We start from the raw sequence: 17,591 nt of genomic DNA, 5'->3' as shown, positions 1-17,591 counted from the left end.
TGTCGATTGCTTGCAACACCCACGGGTGCTGAGCGCGACGCGGACGAGTCTCCGCGCCGTCTCGCGCCGCGTGCTGGAAGCGGCAAAACAGGACCCGGCCCGCGAACCGCCGACTCGGCTCACAAATCAGTGCCCTCTTTCTTGGACTCGTCGCCCGATTTGGCGGCGGCTGCTCCGACCGTGATCTTCACGGTCTGCGTCTGGACTTGCCCGTCGGAGCTCTTCACCTCGAACGTCACTTCGTCGGACCCCGTGAACCCGCTGTTGGGCTGGTAGAACAGGGCCTGCACCGCCGCCTCCTTGTTGGGGCAGCGATAGCTCGCCGGCGTCTTCAGCTTGCCGACCTTGGTGATGATCGAGCCGTTCTTCGGCGGCCCGGAAACCTTGAACTCGGGCATCGGCCCAGGAGAACAATCCTTCTTGAGGTTGGGCGCGATCTCAAGCCGCACCGACTTGCCGGGCGCGACCGTCTTGGTTCGGTTCGCCGGGGACTGGGCCAGCGCCGGCCCGGCGAGGGCCAGACTGCCCACGAGGAGCGCAGCGAACGGACGAAGGGCGATCATGGCAGCGTCTCTCCGGTGCCGATCCGGGGCCTGTCTCCGGAAACGCCGCCCGGTGCCCCGTTCATCGGTCGAGACCATGTGGGGACGCCGCGCACGAGCGTCGAGGGCTATCCCGGCGGCTTAATTCTGCAGCGCCGCGGCGACGATCCCCGTGACCCGGGCGATCTGCGCGGCGTCGAGTTCCCCGGCCAGGGCGGTGGCGAGCCGCGCCTCGACCTGGGCGCGCTCGCCGGCATCCGCGATCGGCGTGGCGGGAATCTCGTCCTCGGCGAGACGGCACACGCGGCGGATCGCCTCCGCGGCCGAGAGCAGCTTCTCCCGATCGGTGGGTCCCATCTCCCAGAGCGGGTTGCGCAGGCGGCTGATCACGCGCTTCGCGTCGCGGTAGTGCCGGTCGACGTTGGTGGCGGCCTCGATCTGGCTGACGAGGAACATCAGCTCCAGGACTTCGGACGCCGCTTCCGGACAGGTGCGGACGATCCGCATGATGCGGGCCATCAGCTCTTGGCTGGGCGACAGCTTGGGTTTGGGCGCGGCCATGCGGGCGACAACGCGAGTTGTTGCCGAAAAGTTCGCCTGCCGCGTGTATGATCGGCTCCGAAGCGCCCAGGGGTCTCCGCAGTGTCGGTCAGGCTTCCGCGCCGGGCATCTCACGCAAGCCGTCGAGCAGGGCGCGGCAGACGCGCAGCTCCTCCAGGACGTCCGCGAGGGCGGCGCGGTCGGAGATCCCGATCGGCTCGTTCATGGCGGCCGCCTCGGCCTCGCCCTCCTGGAACAGGGGCTCGGCGGCCACGGCCTCGCCGCGACCCACCGCCTGGACGAAACGGATGCCGTTCTCCTTGATCACCCGCTGCGCCCCCGCGATGGTGTAGCGCCGCACGTGCAGGAGATGGCGGATGCCGGCAACGAGCTCGACATCCTGGGGCCGGTAGTAGCGCCGCCCCCCGGCCCGCTTCACGGGGCGGATCTGTCCGAAGCGGGTTTCCCAGAAACGCAGCACGTGCTGAGGCACGTCGAGTTCCTCGGCGACCTCGCTGATGGTGCGGAACGCGTGTGCGCTCTTCTCGCCGGTCCCGGCCGGCGGTTCGTCGGTCTGTTCGGCGAGGGCTGGCGGCATGGCGGTCTTACGGATCGGCTGGAGGCGGCACGATCTTGCCGGGTCGCGGAGCCGTACTCAAGCCTGACCGGCGCAGGAATCCCACTGCGTTCCGGGACAGCACCGCGTCCACGACCCGCCCTGCGCGGACCCGCTCCGCCTCAATCGTCGTCGTGCTGGTCCGCGCCGTTGAGGCCGTTGATCTTCGCCTTCAGGACGTTCGACGGCTTGAACACCATCACCTGGCGGGGCTCGATCGCGACTTCCACACCGGTCTTGGGATTGCGGCCGACGCGCTTGCCCTTGCTGCGCACCACGAAGGAGCCGAAGGAGGACAGCTTCACCGTCTCGCCGCTCGCCAGGCAGGTGCAGATCTCCGACAGCACGGTCTCGACGAGGGCGGCCGACTCGGTCCGGGACAGGCCCACCTGATGGTAGACGGCCTCGCTCAAGTCGGCGCGCGTCACCGTCTTGCCTGCCATGCCGTGTCCCCTCGCCCGCATCGCTCGCCCCATGGCGCATGGCGCAGCATCTATGGCCGCACCGAACGCTGAAGGCGTATCCCTATGATCCGGCACGCTAATCGGCGCTCCGCCCCCGGTCAACCGCACCGACACACCGAATTGTTTCGGTGTGTCTCCGGACGCGTCACCAGCGGATCAGCGCGGCCCCCCAGCTGAACCCGCCGCCGATCGCCTCGATCATCACCAGGTCACCCGCGCGGATGCGGCCGTCCCGGCGCGCCACGTCGAGGGCCAGCGGGATCGAGGCCGCCGAGGTGTTGCCGTGGCGGTCCACCGTCAGGACGATCTTCTCCCGCGCGATGGCGAGCTTGTCGGCCGAGGCCTCGATGATCCGGCGATTGGCCTGGTGAGGCACGAACCAGTCGAGGTCGTCCGCGGTGACGCCGGCCTGCGCGAAGGCCGCGACGATCACGTCGGTGACCTGCCCGACGGCGAACCGGAACACGTCGCGGCCCTCCATGCGCAGGCGCCCGGTGGTGCCGGTCGAGCCGGGTCCGCCATCGACGTAGAGCTTCTCGCGGTACCGCCCGTCCGAGCGCAGGCTGCTGCTGAGGACCCCGCGGCCATCCGCGTCCTCCCGCGCCTCCAGCACGATCGCCCCGGCCCCGTCGCCGAACAGGACGCAGGTGGTGCGGTCCTCCCAATCGACGATTCGCGAGAAGGTCTCGGCGCCGATCACCAGCGCCCGGCGGGCCGCCCCGGTCACCAGGAACTTGTCGGCGGTCGAGACCGCGAACACGAAGCCGGCGCAGACGGCCTGAAGATCGAAGGCGGCGCCCTGGTGGATGCCGAGCGCGGCCTGGATCTGGGTCGCGGTGGAGGGGAAGGTATGGTCCGGGGTCGAGGTCGCGCAGATGACGAGGTCGATGTCGGCCGCCGTCAGGCCGGCATCGTCGAGGGCGGCTTGGGCAGCCCGGGTGCCGAGCACCGAGGTCGTCTCGTCGGCCGCCGCGATGTGCCGCTGGCGGATGCCGGTCCGCTGGACGATCCACTCGTCCGACGTGTCCACCAGCTCGGCCAGGGCGGCGTTGGTCACGACGCGCGCGGGCAGGCACGATCCGGTTCCGACCACCACCGAGCGCAGGTCCGGGACGCGCCGATTCGGCTCGGGGTCTGTACGGAGGGTCGCCATCATTGTCCTTCCCGGGCAGCGCGGGTTCACACCCGTCAGGTGTGTCGCCGCAGGCGCCCGATTTCCATCCTGTCCGCCCAAGGGGCCTCTAAGGCCGGCACCGGCTGTTCAGGCCGGCACCGGCCCGTTCAGGCTGGCGCCAGGGCCGCCGTCTGGTCGAGTCTCTCGCGGATCGTGCGGATCATGTCGTGACGCGCCATGTCGTGCGCCAGATCGATGGCGGCCGCGAAGCCCTGCGCGTTCTCGGAGCCGTGGCTCTTGATGACGATGCCTTCCAGGCCGAGGAACACACCGCCATTGGCCCGGCTCGGGTTCATCTTGTCGCGGAGCGCCCGGAAGGCCTGCCTTGCGAAGAGGGCGCCGATCTTGGCCGCCAGCGTCCGCGTCATGGCCGCGCGCAGATAGCTGCCGATCTGCTTGGCCGTGCCCTCGGCGGTCTTGAGGGCGATGTTGCCCGTGAAGCCCTCGGTCACGACCACGTCGACCGTGCCCCGGCCGAGATCCGTGCCCTCGACGAAGCCGTGATAGCTGAGCCCGGGGCTCTCCATCTCGCGCAGGATCCGGGCGGCTTCCTTGACGGCCTCGTTGCCCTTCATCTCCTCGGTGCCGACGTTGAGCAGGCCGACAGTCGGCCGGTCGAGGTCGAACACGATGCGGGCCATGGCCGAGCCCATCACGGCCATCTCGACGAGGTGCTCGGCATCCGTGCCGATGGTGGCGCCGACATCCAGCACGACGCTCTCACCGCGCAGGGTCGGCCACAGGCACGCGATGGCAGGGCGCTCGATCCCCGACATGGTCTTCAGGCAGATCTTCGACATCGCCATCAGGGCGCCGGTGTTGCCGGCCGAGACGCAGGCATCCGCCTGACCGTCGCGCACAGCCTGGATCGCCTGCCACATGGACGACTTGCCCCGGCCCTGGCGCACCGCCTGACTCGGCTTGTCATCCATGGCCACGGACACCGTGGTATGGCGGATCTCGACGCAATCCTTGAGCCGGGGCTCCTTGGCGACCAGCGGCGCGATCACCGCCTCGTCGCCGAACATCAGGAAGGTGGTGCCGGGATGGCGCTCGCGGGCGAGGGCCGCGCCGGGCACGACCGTGGAGGGTCCGTGGTCGCCGCCCATGGCGTCGAGCGAGATGCACACGCGTTGAGACATGTCGTTCAGGCGGGTCGCGAAGTCTCGGCGGGAAAAGGGGCGGACAGGGACGAGATAGCCCTGTCGGGCGCGGCGGACCATAGCGATACCGAGCCCGCGGGCAAATGAATTCGGGCGGCACGCGCCGGCTCATCGCAAAGCGGAGGCTTGATCGCTCGGGGCGCGGGACTGCCAGGACGTGCGAAATATCCCCCGTCCTTCCGGGGCCGTGCAGCGGTCAGGCGATCGAAGCCGCGCGGTGCGCAGGCGTCGGCGCTCAGCCCTCGCCGTCGCGAAGCTTACGCAGCCCGGCCAGGGGTCCCGCGTCCTCGCCCACGACCACGGGCTCGAAGCTGATGCCGGGCTTGCGGGGATAGGCGTCCAGCCCCAGCGCCAGGAACTCCGCGGTGAGCGCGCCGAAATCGATGCGGCCGCCGACGAGCGGGTCGGGGATGTCGGCGTCCCCGGCATCGGTGCCGGCGAGCCGGTCGGTATCGGTGAACACGACCTCGACCGGCTCGCGCACCGGCGACTCGAACGGTTCGAGGCTGACGGTGCAGACCTGCGTGACCACGGCCTCCACGCGGCCCGTCACCGTGAGCCGGCTGGTCGACCCCGCGATCTCGAACCGCCCGACCAGGTCGCGGATGGCGGGGATCCCGAAATCGGCCGCGAGGGCCGCGCACTCGGCCGGGCTCGCCTCCACGATGGCGGTGCCGTGCCCCTGGGGCAGGCGCTCGACATTCACCCAGCGCGAGAGCGGGCCGCTGGCCTGGCTGCTGTCCCGGGTCATGCGCGGTGTCATGCTCTGTCCTCAATGGGCGCGAAAGGGGATGCGAAACCGTCCGGCGCCGGTAAGGGCGGCCCATCGCCGAGCAACCCGTCGAGGTCAACCGCCGCCAGGGCCGCGTCGACCGCCTGGACGTAGGCGGCGAGGCCCGTCCCGTCGCCCTCCCCGCCGAGCACGTTGCGGACGAGTGCCGCGCGCAGCGCCGCCGTGTCGCCCGCGTCGAGGGCGGCGTCGTAGCCCGTGGCCCGGCCGTAGAAGGCGGCGCCGAGCTTCTTCATCCGCTTGGACACGCCCATGTCGCCGACGCCCAGTTCGCGCAGGGACGCGTCGAGCTGGGTGAAGACCGAATTGACGAGATCCTGCGCCACCTCGGCGGCCGGCGCCGGCAGCCGGCCCAGCCGGCGCAGGACCAGGATCGCGTGGAGGCACAGGGCCTCGAACCGGCCCTCGACGGTGTCGGGGACGCCGAGGCGTGTGTAGAGGCCCGGCTGGCGCGCGGCCATGCTCAGGGCAAGGTGCAGCCCCTCGACGGCGCGGCGGCGCGCGTTCGCGCGGCGGAACAACCCGGCGATCATGGGCACCCCTGGGTGAAAAATCGGACGGCGCCGCACCCGGCACGGATGTCGGCTGCCTGTGGCCAAGCTTGCCTTGTCAAAGCCATAACCCCGCGGTACGGCAACCCACGCCCAGGGCGCAAGCGCCGTCGGAATCCCGTGCCGGCGGCCTCGGTTGCGTCCCGTCCGTCCACACGCTTTCTGGGGGCCCGATGCGGCGCCGTCTCGTCCAGTCCTTCGCGCGCCTCGCCCTGCTCGGCCTTGCGGGAGCCGGCCTGTCCGGCTGCATCGGCGAGGAGCTGCGCCACGGCTATCAGGTCGATCAGGCCGCACTCGCCACGATCAAGCCCGGCATGAGCCCCGAGCAGGTGCTGCAGATTCTCGGCACGCCGTCGACAGTCTCCACGGTGGGCAACAAGTCCTGGTACTACATCTCCCAGAACACCCGCCGGACGATCATGTTCATGGGCGAGCAGGTCGAGGACCAGAAGGTCACGGCGGTCTACTTCAGCCCCGGCTTCAAGGTCGAGCGCGTGGCGCTCTACGGCCTCCAGGACGGGCGGGTGTTCGACTTCATCGAGCGCACCACGCCGACGAGCGGCGCCGACCGGGCCTTCCTCAGCCAGCTGTTCCGCGGCCTGACCCGCTACGAGCCGTTCGGCAGCGGCAACGGCGCCAGCGTCGTGCCGGGCGCGAACCGCGGCCTGTGACCGGCGGCGCCCGCCGCGAGGCGGGCGATCTCCGCGGGTTCTGAAAACACGTATTCGGGTCCGAGCGCCGCGAGCGCCCGCGGATCGGTGTAGCCCCAGGCCACGGCGCCGAACGGGCAGCCGAGGGCTCGCGCCGCCTCCAGATCCCGGATCTCGTCACCGATGCAGAGCGCCCGGTCCGCCGCGATCCCGGTCCGCGCGAGCAGCGCCCTCAGCCGGCGCGCCTTGCCGAAGATCGAAGCGCCGCAGGCATAGGCGTCGATGCGGGCGGCGTTGTCCGGCCCGAGCACGCGGCGGACGGTCTCCAGGCGGTTCGACGACAGGATCGCCAGCGGCACGCCCGCCTCGGCGATCTCGGCGAGCATCGCCGTGACGCCGGGAAACAGCGCGATCCGCGCGGCGTCGCGCGCGGCCAGGGCATGCATGTGGCGGGCGATGAGCGGCAGCTTCCAGCGGGGGATGCCGAGATGGGCGACGATCGCACGGGCGCCCTGCCGCCGCAGCCCGTCGACCTCGTGCGCCTCGACGCGGCGGAAGCGGTAGCGGTCGGCCACGCCGTTCAGGACCGAGCAGAACCAGTCGAAGCTGTCGGCGAGGGTGCCGTCGAAATCGAGGACGATGAGGCCAGGCCCACGCGCGGGCTCCCGGGCCATCTCAGGTCCGCAGGTTCTCGATCGGGACGCTGAGGCGCAGCTGCAGCCCGCCCGGCGCCCAGTCGTGCTCCAGCACGCCGTCGAGCTGGCCGGCAACGCTGCGCTCGGCCAAGACCGTGCCGAAGCCCTTGCGGGACGGAGCGCCGACGACCGGGGGGCCGCCCGCCTCCTGCCATGTCAGCGTGTAGCGGTCCGCTTCGTGGCGCCCCATCAGCGAGACCCCGCCCTCATTGGTGGAGAGGCCGCCATACTTCATCGCGTTGGTCGCCTGCTCGTGCATGATCAGCGCGAGGGCGGTGGCGGTGCGCTCGCCGATCTCGGCATCGTCGCCGAAGATCGCCACCCGAGCCCGGCCGCCTTCCTCATAGGCGGCCATGATCAGGCGCATGAGCCCCAGGACCGTCTGGCCCGCCACCGCGGGGGCGCTGTCGGGGGAGTGCGGCCGGACATATTCGTGCGCCCGCGCCAGGGCGCCGAGTCGCTCCCGGAAGGCGGCCGCGAAAGGCTTGGCGGCCGGATCGCTGCGCGCGGTCAGCGCGGCCAGCCCGCCGACCACCGCGAAGATGTTCTTGATCCGGTGCGACAGCTCGCGGATCAGCAGGTCGCGGGCCTCCTCGGCGCGCTTGGCCTCGCGCAGGTCGCGGGTGACGGTGGCATAGCCGACCTCGGCCCCGGTCGGATCGCGCACGGGGAAGATGTTGTACAGGACCGCCACCGGCTCGACCGTTCCGAAGTGGCGGAAGGCCAGCTCGCCCTCCCAGAAGCCGTTCCGGCGGACCGCCGGCATCACGGTCTCGGCCAGCACGCGGCGGCTGTCGTCCGTGAAGAGATCCGGAATCCTGTGCCGGCGCGCGGCGGCGAGGTCGGGCAGGCCGACCAGGGCCAGGGCCGCCTCGTTGAGATGGGTGATCTCGCCCTCCAGGGTGCAGAGGCCGATGAAGTCCTTCGAGGTCTCCACGATGGCGGCGAGCTTGCGCGCCTCGGCTTCGGCACGCTTCAGGTCGTCGATGTCGGTGCAGGTCCCGAACCAGCGCTCGATCCGCCCCTCCGCGTCGCGGATCGGCATGGCGCGGCCCAGCGTCCAGCGGTAGTCGCCGCCGCGATGGCGCAGGCGGTACTCGATCTCATAGGGCTCGCCGGTCTCCAGCGAGTGGCGCCACCGGGTCCAGGCCCGCTCCTGATCCTCCGGATGGAACACGTCGTTCCAACCCTCGCCGTCGGTGGAGCCGTAGGGCACGCCGGTGAACTCGTACCAGCGGTCGTTGTAATAGTCGTGGAACCCGTCCGGCAGCGTGGTCCAGACCATCTGGGGCATCGCCGCGGTCATCACCCGGAAGCGACGCTCGCTCGCGGCGATCTCCGCCTCGCGGGCGGCGACCTGCGCCAGCGTCCGGCGGTGCTCCAGCAGGCTCGAGATCTGCCGCGCCAGCGCCAGCAGGGTCGCGGTCTGCTCCGAGTCGAGCCCGTCCGGCCGTGGGGCCCGGTCGAGCACGCACAGGGCGCCGAGCGGAATGCCGTGTTGGCCGCGGATCACCGCGCCTGCGTAGAATCGAAAGGCCGGCCCCCCGGTCACGAGCGGGTTCTCGGTGGTCCGCGGGTCGGCGGTCAGGTCCGGGATGATGAGGACGTCACCGGCCTCGATCGTGTGGGCGCAGACCGAGCAGTTGATCGGCAGCTCGCGCTTGCCGAGACCCACCTCCGACTTGAACCATTGCCGCTCCGCATCCACCAGGCTGACGAGGGCAACCGGCGCGCGGCAGACATAGGCGGCGACGCGCACGAGGTCGTCGTAGAGCGGCTCAGGCTCCGAATCGAGGATGGCGAGGTCGCGCAGCTCCGCGATCCGGGCCGCGGCGCTCCAGCGCCGGTCGGTCGGTTCGGAAGCCGCGAGCGCGTGAGGAGCCGGCACATCCATGATCCAGCTCCCCAAATAGGTGCGCGGACGGCGCCTGCCTAGGCACCGCCGCACATTGCCGCCACGCTTTTTGTGGGCGCGGCAGCGGATCGGGGCCGAAGGCGTCTCAGGCGGCGCGGGCCTCGCTCAGGGTCGGGTAGTCGACATAGCCCTCGGGGCCCTGGCTGTACCACGTCGCGGCGTTGTCCTTGTTGAGCGGCGCACCCTTGGCGATCCGCTCGACGAGGTCCGGATTGGCGATGTAGGTCCGACCGAACGCGATGGCGTCGGCCGCGCCGGCATCCAGCACCTTCTGGCCGCTGATCCCGTCGTAATCGGCGTTGAGGATCATCGGGTTGCGGAACACGCGCCGCATCGCCGGGGCGATCGGCGGATGGTCGGCCTTGCCGAAGGTGCCGTCCGGGCCCGGCTCGCGCATCTCCAGGAAGGCGATGCCGACATCGGCCAGCGCCTGCGCAGCGGCCACGAACAGCGGCTCGGGGTTCGAATCGTTGCAGCCCTGGATCGCGCCGTTCGGCGAGAGGCGCACGCCGGTGCGCTCGGGCCCTGCGACCTTGGCCACAACCTCGGTGACCTCGCGCAGAAGCCGCACCCGGTTCTCGATGGAGCCGCCGTACTGGTCGGTGCGGTGGTTGGTGCCGTCGCGCAGAAATTCGTCGATCAGGTAGCCGTTCGCTGCGTGAATCTGCACGCCGTCAAAGCCGGCGGCCAGCGCGTTGGCGGTGGCGCGCTCGTAATCCGCGAGCAGGCGCGGGATCTCGGCGACCTCCAGGGCGCGGGCCTCACCGTAGGGCTTCTTGCCGGCATAGGTATGGGCCTGGTCGGGCGCCGTGGTGGCGGAGGACGAGACCGGCTTGGCGCCGCCGAGGAAGTCCGGGTGGACCATCCGGCCCATGTGCCAGATCTGGCAGACGATCTTGCCGCCCTTGTCGTGGACCGCCTTCACGATCGGCCGCCACGCATCGACCTGGGCGTCGGACCAGATGCCCGGCGCGAACGGCCAGCCCAGGCCCTCTTGGCTGATGCCGGTGGCCTCGGTGAGGATCAGGCCGGCGCCGGCACGCTGGGCGTAATACTCGGCCATGATCGGGGTCGGCACGTGCTCGCGGGTGCCGCGGCCCCGGGTGAGCGGGGCCATGAAGATCCGGTTCTTCGCCTCGATGGCGCCGATGCGGATCGGGTCGAGCAGGGATGGCATGAATTACCTCGTGCTGGTGCGACGTGGGGGCCGCATCCGGTTCGTTCCGGCGCCGAGGTGGCGCTGCGGCGCGGCGATGCCAAGGTGCGGCGCAACGGAGACGACGGCGGCGTGCGAGGGCGCACATGCCGAGAAAGGGCCGGGCCCCTGCGGAGCCCGGCCCTCGCCATGCGTCAGGGTCTCGCCAGCCCTCAGTGACAATCGACCCTATAATCCGCTTTTATCACTGAGAGGGGCTGGCAGGCCGAACATCAAAGTCACCTGCCCATTTCACCAAAGTTCCGCGCATCGTCTTGGGATCGCACAACCTAACGTGCGATCCTCTGGGTGGTTTGTGGTTTGTGGGTTGCGTCTCGGAACCGGAGAATTCCTCGACTGGCCGGCGCTGTCGCGCATGGCGGGACGAGGCGTCGCCACACGGCCGGGCCCACCTACCGCTTCACGAACCCGATGTCGGCAGCGACGCCCTTGAGGCGCTCGGGCTCGCGCTCCTTCCGCTCTGAGTAGCGGTCAACCAGGTACTCGGCCCGGCCCCGCGTCAGCAGCGTGAACTTCATCAGCTCCTCGCACACGTCCACGACCCGGTCGTACAGCGGCCCCGGCTTCATGCGGCCGGCGTCATCGAACTCCTTATAGGCCATCGGCACCGACGACTGGTTCGGGATGGTGATCATCCGCATCCAGCGCCCGAGGACGCGCAGGCCGTTGACGGCGTTGAAGCTCTGCGAGCCGCCGGAGACTTGCATCACCGCGAGGGTTCGGCCCTGCGTCGGGCGCACCGACCCCTCCGACAGGGGTAGCCAGTCGATCTGGCTCTTGATGACGCCGGTCATGGTGCCGTGGCGCTCGGGGCTGACCCAGACGTGGCCCTCGGACCAGATCGACAGTTGCCGGAGCTCCTGCACCTTCGGGTGGTCGGCGGTGGCGTCGTCGGGCAGGGGCAGCCCGTCCGCGTGGAAGATGCGCACCTCGCCGCCCATCGCCTCCAGCAGGCGCGCCGCCTCGAAGGCGAGGAAGCGGCTGAACGAGCGTTCCCGCAACGAGCCGTAGAGGATCAGGAAGCGCGGCGCATGGGTGAGCGGCGCCGTCGCCGAGACCCGCTCCGCGGTCGGCGCCTCGAACTGCGCCTCGCTCAGGTTCGGCAGGCCGTCTGTGAAGGGCTGTGCGGGCTTGTCCAAGGATCTGCATTCCTGTACGTTCAAACGGTAATTTGATAATTGTAGAGATGATGGACGAGACGCAAGCCCTCGCTGCCTTCCTGGCCCTCGGGCAGGAGCACCGCCTCCGTCTGGTGCGGGCGCTGGTGACCGCCGGGCCCGGGGGGCTGGCCTCCGGCGTCCTGGCCGACGCGGTCGGCGTGTCCGCGGCCACCGTGTCCCATCACCTCAAGGAACTGAGCCACGCGGGGCTGGTCACGTCCCGCCGCGAGGGCCGCTCGATCATCTACAGCGCCGCCTACCCGGCGCTGTCGGACCTCGTCCAGTTCCTCATGCGCGACTGCTGCCAGGGCCATCCGGAGGTCTGCGCCCCGGCGGTCGCCGCGCTCGCTGTTTGCGACTGCACTACCGGAGAGACTGCCCATGCCTGAGCCGTTCGACGTCGTGATCTATCACAACCCGGATTGCGGCACGTCCCGCAACGCCCTGGCGATGATCCGCAACGCCGGCATCGAGCCGCACGTGGTCGAGTATCTCAAGACTCCGCCGAACAGGACGCTCATCGAGCGGATGCTCGCCCGCGCCGGCATCACGGTGCGTGAGGCGTTGCGTGAGAAGGGCACGCCCTTCGCCGAGCTCGGCCTGGGGGATCCGGCGCTGACCGACGGGCAACTCCTCGACGCGGTCGCGGCGGATCCGGTGCTGCTCAACCGTCCGCTCGTGGTCAGCCCGAAGGGCGTGCGCCTGTGCCGGCCCTCGGAGGCGGTGCTGGACCTGCTGCCCGGGCAGCAGGGCGAGCTCGTGAAGGAGGACGGCGAGCGAGTCGTGGACGAGCGCGGCCGCCGCGTCGCCACCGCCTGAGCCTCACACCGATCCATAAGAAGAAAACGCCCGGATGCTCGCGCTCGCCCTGTTCCTCGTCACACTCGTGTTCGTCATCTGGCAGCCCAAGGGCCTCGGGATCGGGTGGAGTGCGCTGGCCGGCGCAGGCGTCGCCCTCGCCACGGGCGTGATCCACCCCGGCGACGTCCCGGTGGTCTGGCATATCGTCTGGGACGCCACCTTCACCTTCGTGGCGCTCATCATCATCTCGTTGCTTCTCGACGAGGCCGGGTTCTTCCATTGGGCGGCCCTGCACATCGCCCGCTGGGGCGGCGGCCGGGGCCGACGGCTCTTCCCACTGGTCGTGCTCCTCGGCACAGCCATCGCGGCCGTGTTCGCCAACGACGGCGCCGCGTTGCTGCTGACCCCAATTGTGCTGGCGATCCTGCGCCGGCTCGACTTCACGCCGGCGGCGGCGCTCGCCTTCATCGTCGCCTGCGGGTTCGTGGCGGACTCGACCTCCCTGCCGCTCGTGATCTCCAACCTCGTCAACATCGTCTCCGCGAACTTCTTCGCCGTCACCTTCGGCCGGTATGCGGCCGTGATGGGGCCGGTGGACCTCGTGTCCCTTGCGGCGACGCTGGTGGTGCTGTGGGCCTACTTCCGGCGCGACGTGCCGGCGACCTATCCGGTGGACGCCTTGGAGCGCCCGGCCGAGGCGATCCGTGACCCACTGGTGTTCCGGGCGGCGTTCCCGCTTCTGGGCGTGCTTCTCCTGGCCTATTTCGTCACCGCGCCCTTCGGGGTGCCGGTGTCGGCCGTGACGTGTGCCGGCGCGGCGGTGCTCCTCCTGCTCGCGAACCAGGGCGGGACCATCCGGATCAGCAAGGTGCTGACCGAGGCGCCCTGGCAGATCGTCCTGTTCAGCCTTGGCATGTACCTGGTGGTCTACGGCCTCCGGAACGCCGGCCTGACCGACGCGCTTGCGAAGGGCCTGGTCTGGCTCGCCGGGCACGGCCCGTGGTTCGCCACGGTCGGCACCGGCTTCGCGGCGGCCATCCTGTCGTCGGCAATGAACAACATGCCGAGCGTCCTGATCGGCGCGCTCTCGATCCAGCAGGCGCCGGACCTGTCGCCGCTGACCCGCGAGCTGATGGTCTACGCCAACGTGATCGGCTGCGACCTCGGGCCCAAGCTCACGCCCATCGGCAGCCTCGCCACGCTGCTCTGGCTGCACGTCCTCGACAGCAAGGGCCAGAGGATCACCTGGGGCCAGTACATGAAGGTCGGCTTGGTCATCACCCCGCCCGTGCTGCTGGTCACGCTGCTGGCGCTGGCGGCGTGGCTGCCACTGCTCGGCCCGCGGTAGCCCGCCCGTGGCCGAGGCCCGTCGATGGCCGGTGATCTCCGCCCTCGGCGTGGTGCAGATCCTCACGTGGGGGTCGTCGTTCTACCTGCCGGCGGTGCTCGCCGGACCGGTCGCCGAGGACACCGGCTGGCCCTTGGCCTGGGTGGTCGGCGGCCTGTCGCTCGGCCTGTTGGTCGCAGCGTTCGCATCGCCGCATGTCGGGGCGGCGATCCACCGGCGGGGCGGACGGCCCGTCCTGGCGCTCGCAGCGCTGTTGCTCGCGGCCGGGCTGATTACGCTGGCCATGGCCCCGGCCTTGCCGGTCTACCTCGCCGGCTGGCTGCTGCTCGGCCTGGGCATGGGCTGCGGGCTGTACGATCCCGCGTTCGCCACCCTCGGCCGCCTCTACGGCGCGGAGGCGCGGCCGGCGATCACGACGTTGACCTTGTGGGGCGGGTTCGCCAGCACCGTGTGCTGGCCGCTCTCTGCGTTCCTAGTCGCCCATGTCGGATGGCGCGGCGCCTGCCTGGCCTATGCCGGCCTGCACATCGGGGTGACGCTGCCGCTGGTGTTGCTGCTGATCCCGAAGGTGTCGGCGGTGCCGATGGCGGCGGAGCGCCAACAGGCCAGCGCCGGACCGCTGTCCGGTGCGGAGCGGCGGGCGTTCCTTCTGTTCGCCGGGGTGCTGATCCTCGGCGGCGCGATCATGTCGCTGGTGTCGGTGCACCTGCTGACACTCCTGCAGGCGCGGGGCGTCGCGCTGGCGTCGGCGGTCTCCTACGGGGCACTGATCGGCCCGGCGCAGGTCGGCGCCCGCATCGTGGAGATGTCGTTCAAGGGCCGCCACCACCCGCTCTGGACCCTGACCGCAGCCCTGGTTCTGGTCGCCCTCGGCTTGATGCTGCTCGCCCTGGGCCTGCCCGGCGTCGGGGTCTGGCTGGTGCTCTACGGCGGCGGCAACGGCATCTATTCGATCGCACGCGGGACGGTGCCCCTGGCCCTGTTCGGTCCCGTGCGCTACCCGCTGGTCGTCGGCCGACTGGCGCGGCCGGGGCTGGTCGCGCAGGCGCTTGCGCCGCCTGCCGGCGCGTTCGTGATGACCCATTCCGGCCCGGACGTACTGTGGTGGTCGCTCATGATCCTGGCGCTGACCAACCTCGCCCTCGTCGCCGGGCTCTGGCGGTCGAGTTGACACTCGGGCCGAACGTCGGAAGTCCCGCCCCGAGGGTGGTGTCGCGCCCCGGCGTTCAGTGCCGCTCGTGCAAGCACTCGCCGTGGTCGGCCAGGACCTCGATGATCCGGCATTCCCGCACGTGCCCGCCCGAGCACTGCTCGACCATGGCCTGGACCTCCTGTCGGAGCCCGGTGAGCCGCGCGATCCGGTCGTCGATGTCAGCGAGGTGCTTGCGGGCGATGGCGTCGGCCTCGCCACAGGGGCGGTCGGGCTGGCCGGCGAGGTCTAGCAGGGCCTGGATGTCCTCGATCTCGAAGCCGAGCGCCCGCGCGTGCCGGATGAAGCGTAGGCGGCGCACGTCGGCCTCGCCGTAGCTGCGTCGGTTGCCGTCCGTGCGCTCCGGCCTCGGGAGCAGCCCTCGCCCCTCGTAGAACCGGATGGTGGGGACCTTCACCGCCGTGCGGCGCGACAGCTCCCCGATGGCGATGGGCCTCATGCCGCTTGCTCCTCTAGTCGCTAGAGGAATTAGGGTCGCCCCAGGCGATACGGAAGGCACCCCTCATGCGCGACGCCGCGACCCTGGAGCGGATCGAAGCGACCCCGACGCGCCTCCGGGTCTCGGGCATGGACTGCGCCTCCTGCGCGGCCAAGGTCGAGACGGCGATCCGGCGGCTCCCCGGCATCGAATCGGTGGACGTGTCGGTGGCGACGGAGACCCTCACGGTCCGGCATGGCTCGGGGACGAGCGCCGGGGCCATCGCCGCGACGCTACGCGGTCTCGGCTACGGCGCGGAGGACCCGGACGCCGCCACACCGGGGAAACAGGCCGTGGATCTCCCCTGGTGGCGAGCGCCAAAGGCGCTGCTGGCATTCGCCTGCGGCGCGGCCCTGGTGCTGGCCTACCTCGTCGGCCAAGTCGCGCCCGCGACCGGGTGCTGGCCCTTCCTCGCCGCCCTGGCGGTCGGGCTGGTGCCGGTCGCCCGGAGGGCCCTGTCGGCGGCCCGTTACGGCACGCTGTTCTCCATCGAGACGCTGATGACGATAGCCGCGGTCGGCGCCACCGCCATCGGGGCGACCGAGGAGGCGGCCACCGTCGTTTTCCTGTTCCTGGTCGGCGAGGTCCTGGAGGGCGTGGCCGCAGGCCGTGCCCGGGCCGGCATCCGCGGGCTCACAGGCCTCGTGCCGGACACCGCCCTGCTGGAGCGGGATGGCGCGACCGCGCGGGTTCCGGCGGCGAGCCTCCGCGTCGGGGCGACCGTGCTGGTTCGCCCCGGCGACCGGGTCCCGGCGGACGGGACGGTCCTCGATGGCGAGACCGCGGTCGACGAGGCGCCCGTGACCGGTGAGAGCGTGCCGAGGCCCAAGGTGGCGGGCGACGCGGTCTTCGCGGGCACGGTGAACGGGGACGGCGTCGTCCGGGTGCGGGTGACCGCGGCCGCGCGCGACAACACCATCGCCCGGGTCGTCCGGCTCGTCGAGGAGGCGCAGGAGGCGAAGGCGCCGACCGAGCGGATGATCGACCGGTTCGCCAAGGTCTACACGCCGGCCGTCGTCGCGGTGGCGGCCCTCGTGGCCGTGGCGCCACCGCTTCTCGCCGGGGCCCCCTGGGGCGAATGGATCTACAAGGGGCTGGCCATCCTGCTGATCGGCTGCCCCTGCGCGCTGGTGATCTCGACGCCGGCCGCCATCGCCGCCGGGCTCTCGGCCGGCGCGCGACGCGGTCTCCTGATCAAGGGCGGCGCCGTCCTGGAGCGCCTCGCCGCCGTGACGACGGTCGCGTTCGACAAGACCGGCACCCTGACCGAGGGCAAGCCGGCCGTGACCGACGTGGTGGCGTGCGGACGGTCCGAGCGGGACGTGCTGTCGCTCGCCGCGGCGCTGGAGGCCGGCTCCTCCCATCCGCTGGCCAAGGCCGTCCTGGCCAAGGCCGCCGAGGTCGGGGCGCCGGTCCCCCCGGCCTTCGAGGCGCAGGCCCTTGGCGGCAAGGGCATCGCCGGCAAGGTCGGCGGCATCGACCTGTTCCTCGGCTCTCCGCGCGAGGTGGCCGCCCGCGCGCCGTTCGCGCCCGGGGAGGCGGCGCGGGTCTCCGTCCTCCAAGGCGAGGGTAAGACGGTGTCCGTGCTCCTTGCGAACGGGGCGGCGGCCGGCCTGATCGCGATGCGGGACGGACCTCGGGCCGATGCGAAGGCGGGCATCGACCGCCTCGCAGCGGAGGGCATCGGCAGCCTCATGCTGACCGGCGACAACGCTCGCACGGCCCGGGCCGTGGCCGACGCCCTCGGCATCGAGGCGCGGGCGGAGCTCCTGCCGGAGGACAAGCAGGGTATCGTGCGCGGGCTCCGGGCCGGCGGTGCGGTCGTGGCGAAGGTCGGCGACGGCATCAACGACGCGCCCGCGCTCGCGGCCGCCGACGTCGGCATCGCGATGGGCGGCGGCACCGACGTGGCGCTGGAGACGGCCGACGCCGCGGTGCTGCACGGGCGCGTCGCCGACGTGGCGCGCATGGTCGAGCTCGCGCGCCGGACGCTGGCCAACATCCGGGCGAACATCGCCATCGCGCTCGGCCTCAAGGTGGTGTTCCTGGTCACCACCATCGCCGGCGTCACCGGCCTTTGGCCGGCCATCCTGGCCGACACGGGCGCCACCGTGCTGGTGACCGGGAATGCCCTACGGCTGCTGCGGCTGAAGCTGGCCTAGGTATGGATGGGCCGCGGATGCACGATCCAGTCGGATGTCCGGCGCCCACCGGGCCCGGTTTCCGCATCGGGACGCTCGAACCGAGCTCGACGACGCCCTTGACCTTCCCACGGTTG

General features: G+C 71.1%; 19 protein-coding genes. 6 read left to right on the top strand and 13 right to left on the bottom strand.

What is annotated here, in order from left to right; translation table 11 throughout:
- Positions 1 to 119 precede the first annotated feature (119 nt).
- The 8 genes from JOE48_RS18365 to JOE48_RS18330 all read right to left on the bottom strand — a co-directional run bounded on the left by JOE48_RS18365 (position 120) and on the right by JOE48_RS18330 (position 5,822).
- Positions 120 to 563, bottom strand: a complete 444-nt coding sequence (locus JOE48_RS18365) for an Ig-like domain-containing protein (protein ID WP_210031948.1) — start codon at positions 561 to 563, stop codon at positions 120 to 122.
- Between the two features lie 120 nt (positions 564 to 683).
- Positions 684 to 1,103, bottom strand: coding sequence for a hypothetical protein (locus JOE48_RS18360; protein ID WP_210031946.1), 420 nt, complete (start codon positions 1,101 to 1,103; stop codon positions 684 to 686).
- 88 nt (positions 1,104 to 1,191) lie between these two features.
- Positions 1,192 to 1,680: a MerR family transcriptional regulator gene (locus JOE48_RS18355; RefSeq protein WP_210031944.1), complete on the bottom strand. Its 489-nt coding sequence runs from the start codon at positions 1,678 to 1,680 to the stop codon at positions 1,192 to 1,194.
- A gap of 140 nt (positions 1,681 to 1,820) precedes the next feature.
- Positions 1,821 to 2,141 carry an integration host factor subunit alpha gene (locus JOE48_RS18350; protein ID WP_192706122.1) on the bottom strand — a complete coding sequence of 107 codons (321 nt, stop codon included), beginning with the start codon at positions 2,139 to 2,141 and terminating at the stop codon, positions 1,821 to 1,823.
- A gap of 166 nt (positions 2,142 to 2,307) precedes the next feature.
- Positions 2,308 to 3,315 carry a beta-ketoacyl-ACP synthase III gene (locus JOE48_RS18345; protein WP_210035883.1) on the bottom strand — a complete coding sequence of 336 codons (1,008 nt, stop codon included), beginning with the start codon at positions 3,313 to 3,315 and terminating at the stop codon, positions 2,308 to 2,310.
- Between the two features lie 128 nt (positions 3,316 to 3,443).
- Complete coding sequence (plsX, locus tag JOE48_RS18340) at positions 3,444 to 4,478, bottom strand: phosphate acyltransferase PlsX (RefSeq protein WP_210031942.1); 1,035 nt, start codon at positions 4,476 to 4,478, stop codon at positions 3,444 to 3,446.
- Between the two features lie 256 nt (positions 4,479 to 4,734).
- The gene (locus tag JOE48_RS18335; protein ID WP_245252873.1) at positions 4,735 to 5,262 is read right to left on the bottom strand and encodes a DUF177 domain-containing protein; all 528 of its coding nucleotides are present in this window, start codon (positions 5,260 to 5,262) and stop codon (positions 4,735 to 4,737) included.
- Positions 5,259 to 5,822 (bottom strand): ubiquinol-cytochrome C chaperone family protein, encoded by a 564-nt coding sequence (locus tag JOE48_RS18330; RefSeq protein WP_210031940.1) that lies wholly within the window; start codon positions 5,820 to 5,822, stop codon positions 5,259 to 5,261. The genes JOE48_RS18335 and JOE48_RS18330 overlap by 4 nt, the downstream gene beginning before the upstream one ends.
- Positions 5,823 to 6,013: 191 nt before the next feature.
- On the opposite strand from JOE48_RS18330, the gene JOE48_RS18325 reads away from it, so the two are divergent.
- On the top strand, positions 6,014 to 6,511 hold the full coding sequence (locus JOE48_RS18325; RefSeq protein WP_192706118.1) for an outer membrane protein assembly factor BamE: 498 nt from the start codon (positions 6,014 to 6,016) through the stop codon (positions 6,509 to 6,511).
- On the opposite strand, the gene JOE48_RS18320 is transcribed toward JOE48_RS18325, so the two are convergent.
- From JOE48_RS18320 to arsH, 4 genes are all read right to left on the bottom strand, one after another.
- Positions 6,448 to 7,164, bottom strand: coding sequence for an HAD hydrolase-like protein (locus JOE48_RS18320; protein WP_210031938.1), 717 nt, complete (start codon positions 7,162 to 7,164; stop codon positions 6,448 to 6,450). The genes JOE48_RS18325 and JOE48_RS18320 overlap by 64 nt on opposite strands.
- Position 7,165: 1 nt before the next feature.
- Positions 7,166 to 9,079 carry a PAS domain S-box protein gene (locus JOE48_RS18315; RefSeq protein WP_210031936.1) on the bottom strand — a complete coding sequence of 638 codons (1,914 nt, stop codon included), beginning with the start codon at positions 9,077 to 9,079 and terminating at the stop codon, positions 7,166 to 7,168.
- A gap of 106 nt (positions 9,080 to 9,185) precedes the next feature.
- On the bottom strand, positions 9,186 to 10,277 hold the full coding sequence (locus JOE48_RS18310; protein WP_210031934.1) for an alkene reductase: 1,092 nt from the start codon (positions 10,275 to 10,277) through the stop codon (positions 9,186 to 9,188).
- Between the two features lie 431 nt (positions 10,278 to 10,708).
- The gene (gene arsH, locus JOE48_RS18305) at positions 10,709 to 11,455 is read right to left on the bottom strand and encodes an arsenical resistance protein ArsH (protein WP_210031932.1); all 747 of its coding nucleotides are present in this window, start codon (positions 11,453 to 11,455) and stop codon (positions 10,709 to 10,711) included.
- Positions 11,456 to 11,505: 50 nt separating this feature from the next.
- Here arsH and JOE48_RS18300 point away from each other — a divergent pair, with 50 nt between their 5' ends.
- From JOE48_RS18300 to JOE48_RS18285, 4 genes are read left to right on the top strand one after another with little or no spacing between them, the layout of a single operon-like run.
- Entirely contained in the window at positions 11,506 to 11,865 is a 360-nt protein-coding gene (locus tag JOE48_RS18300) for a helix-turn-helix transcriptional regulator (protein ID WP_210035879.1), read from the top strand.
- Complete coding sequence (gene arsC, locus JOE48_RS18295; protein ID WP_210031930.1) at positions 11,858 to 12,295, top strand: arsenate reductase (glutaredoxin); 438 nt, start codon at positions 11,858 to 11,860, stop codon at positions 12,293 to 12,295. The genes JOE48_RS18300 and arsC overlap by 8 nt, the downstream gene beginning before the upstream one ends.
- Before the next feature lie 34 nt (positions 12,296 to 12,329).
- Positions 12,330 to 13,625 (top strand): arsenic transporter, encoded by a 1,296-nt coding sequence (locus JOE48_RS18290; protein WP_210031929.1) that lies wholly within the window; start codon positions 12,330 to 12,332, stop codon positions 13,623 to 13,625.
- A 7-nt stretch (positions 13,626 to 13,632) separates the two neighbouring features.
- Positions 13,633 to 14,796, top strand: coding sequence for an MFS transporter (locus JOE48_RS18285; RefSeq protein ID WP_210031928.1), 1,164 nt, complete (start codon positions 13,633 to 13,635; stop codon positions 14,794 to 14,796).
- A 55-nt stretch (positions 14,797 to 14,851) separates the two neighbouring features.
- On the opposite strand, the gene JOE48_RS18280 is transcribed toward JOE48_RS18285, so the two are convergent.
- The gene (locus JOE48_RS18280) at positions 14,852 to 15,274 is read right to left on the bottom strand and encodes a MerR family transcriptional regulator (protein ID WP_210031927.1); all 423 of its coding nucleotides are present in this window, start codon (positions 15,272 to 15,274) and stop codon (positions 14,852 to 14,854) included.
- Between the two features lie 65 nt (positions 15,275 to 15,339).
- Between JOE48_RS18280 and JOE48_RS18275 the strand changes: the two genes are divergently transcribed.
- The gene (locus JOE48_RS18275; RefSeq protein WP_210031926.1) at positions 15,340 to 17,475 is read left to right on the top strand and encodes a heavy metal translocating P-type ATPase; all 2,136 of its coding nucleotides are present in this window, start codon (positions 15,340 to 15,342) and stop codon (positions 17,473 to 17,475) included.
- Positions 17,476 to 17,591: the final 116 nt, after the last annotated feature.

This window comes from Methylobacterium sp. PvR107 (assembly GCF_017833295.1).
GTDB lineage: Bacteria > Pseudomonadota > Alphaproteobacteria > Rhizobiales > Beijerinckiaceae > Methylobacterium.
Note: the sequence above shows the minus strand (reverse complement) of the source record. Positions and strands in the feature narration are given on the sequence as shown.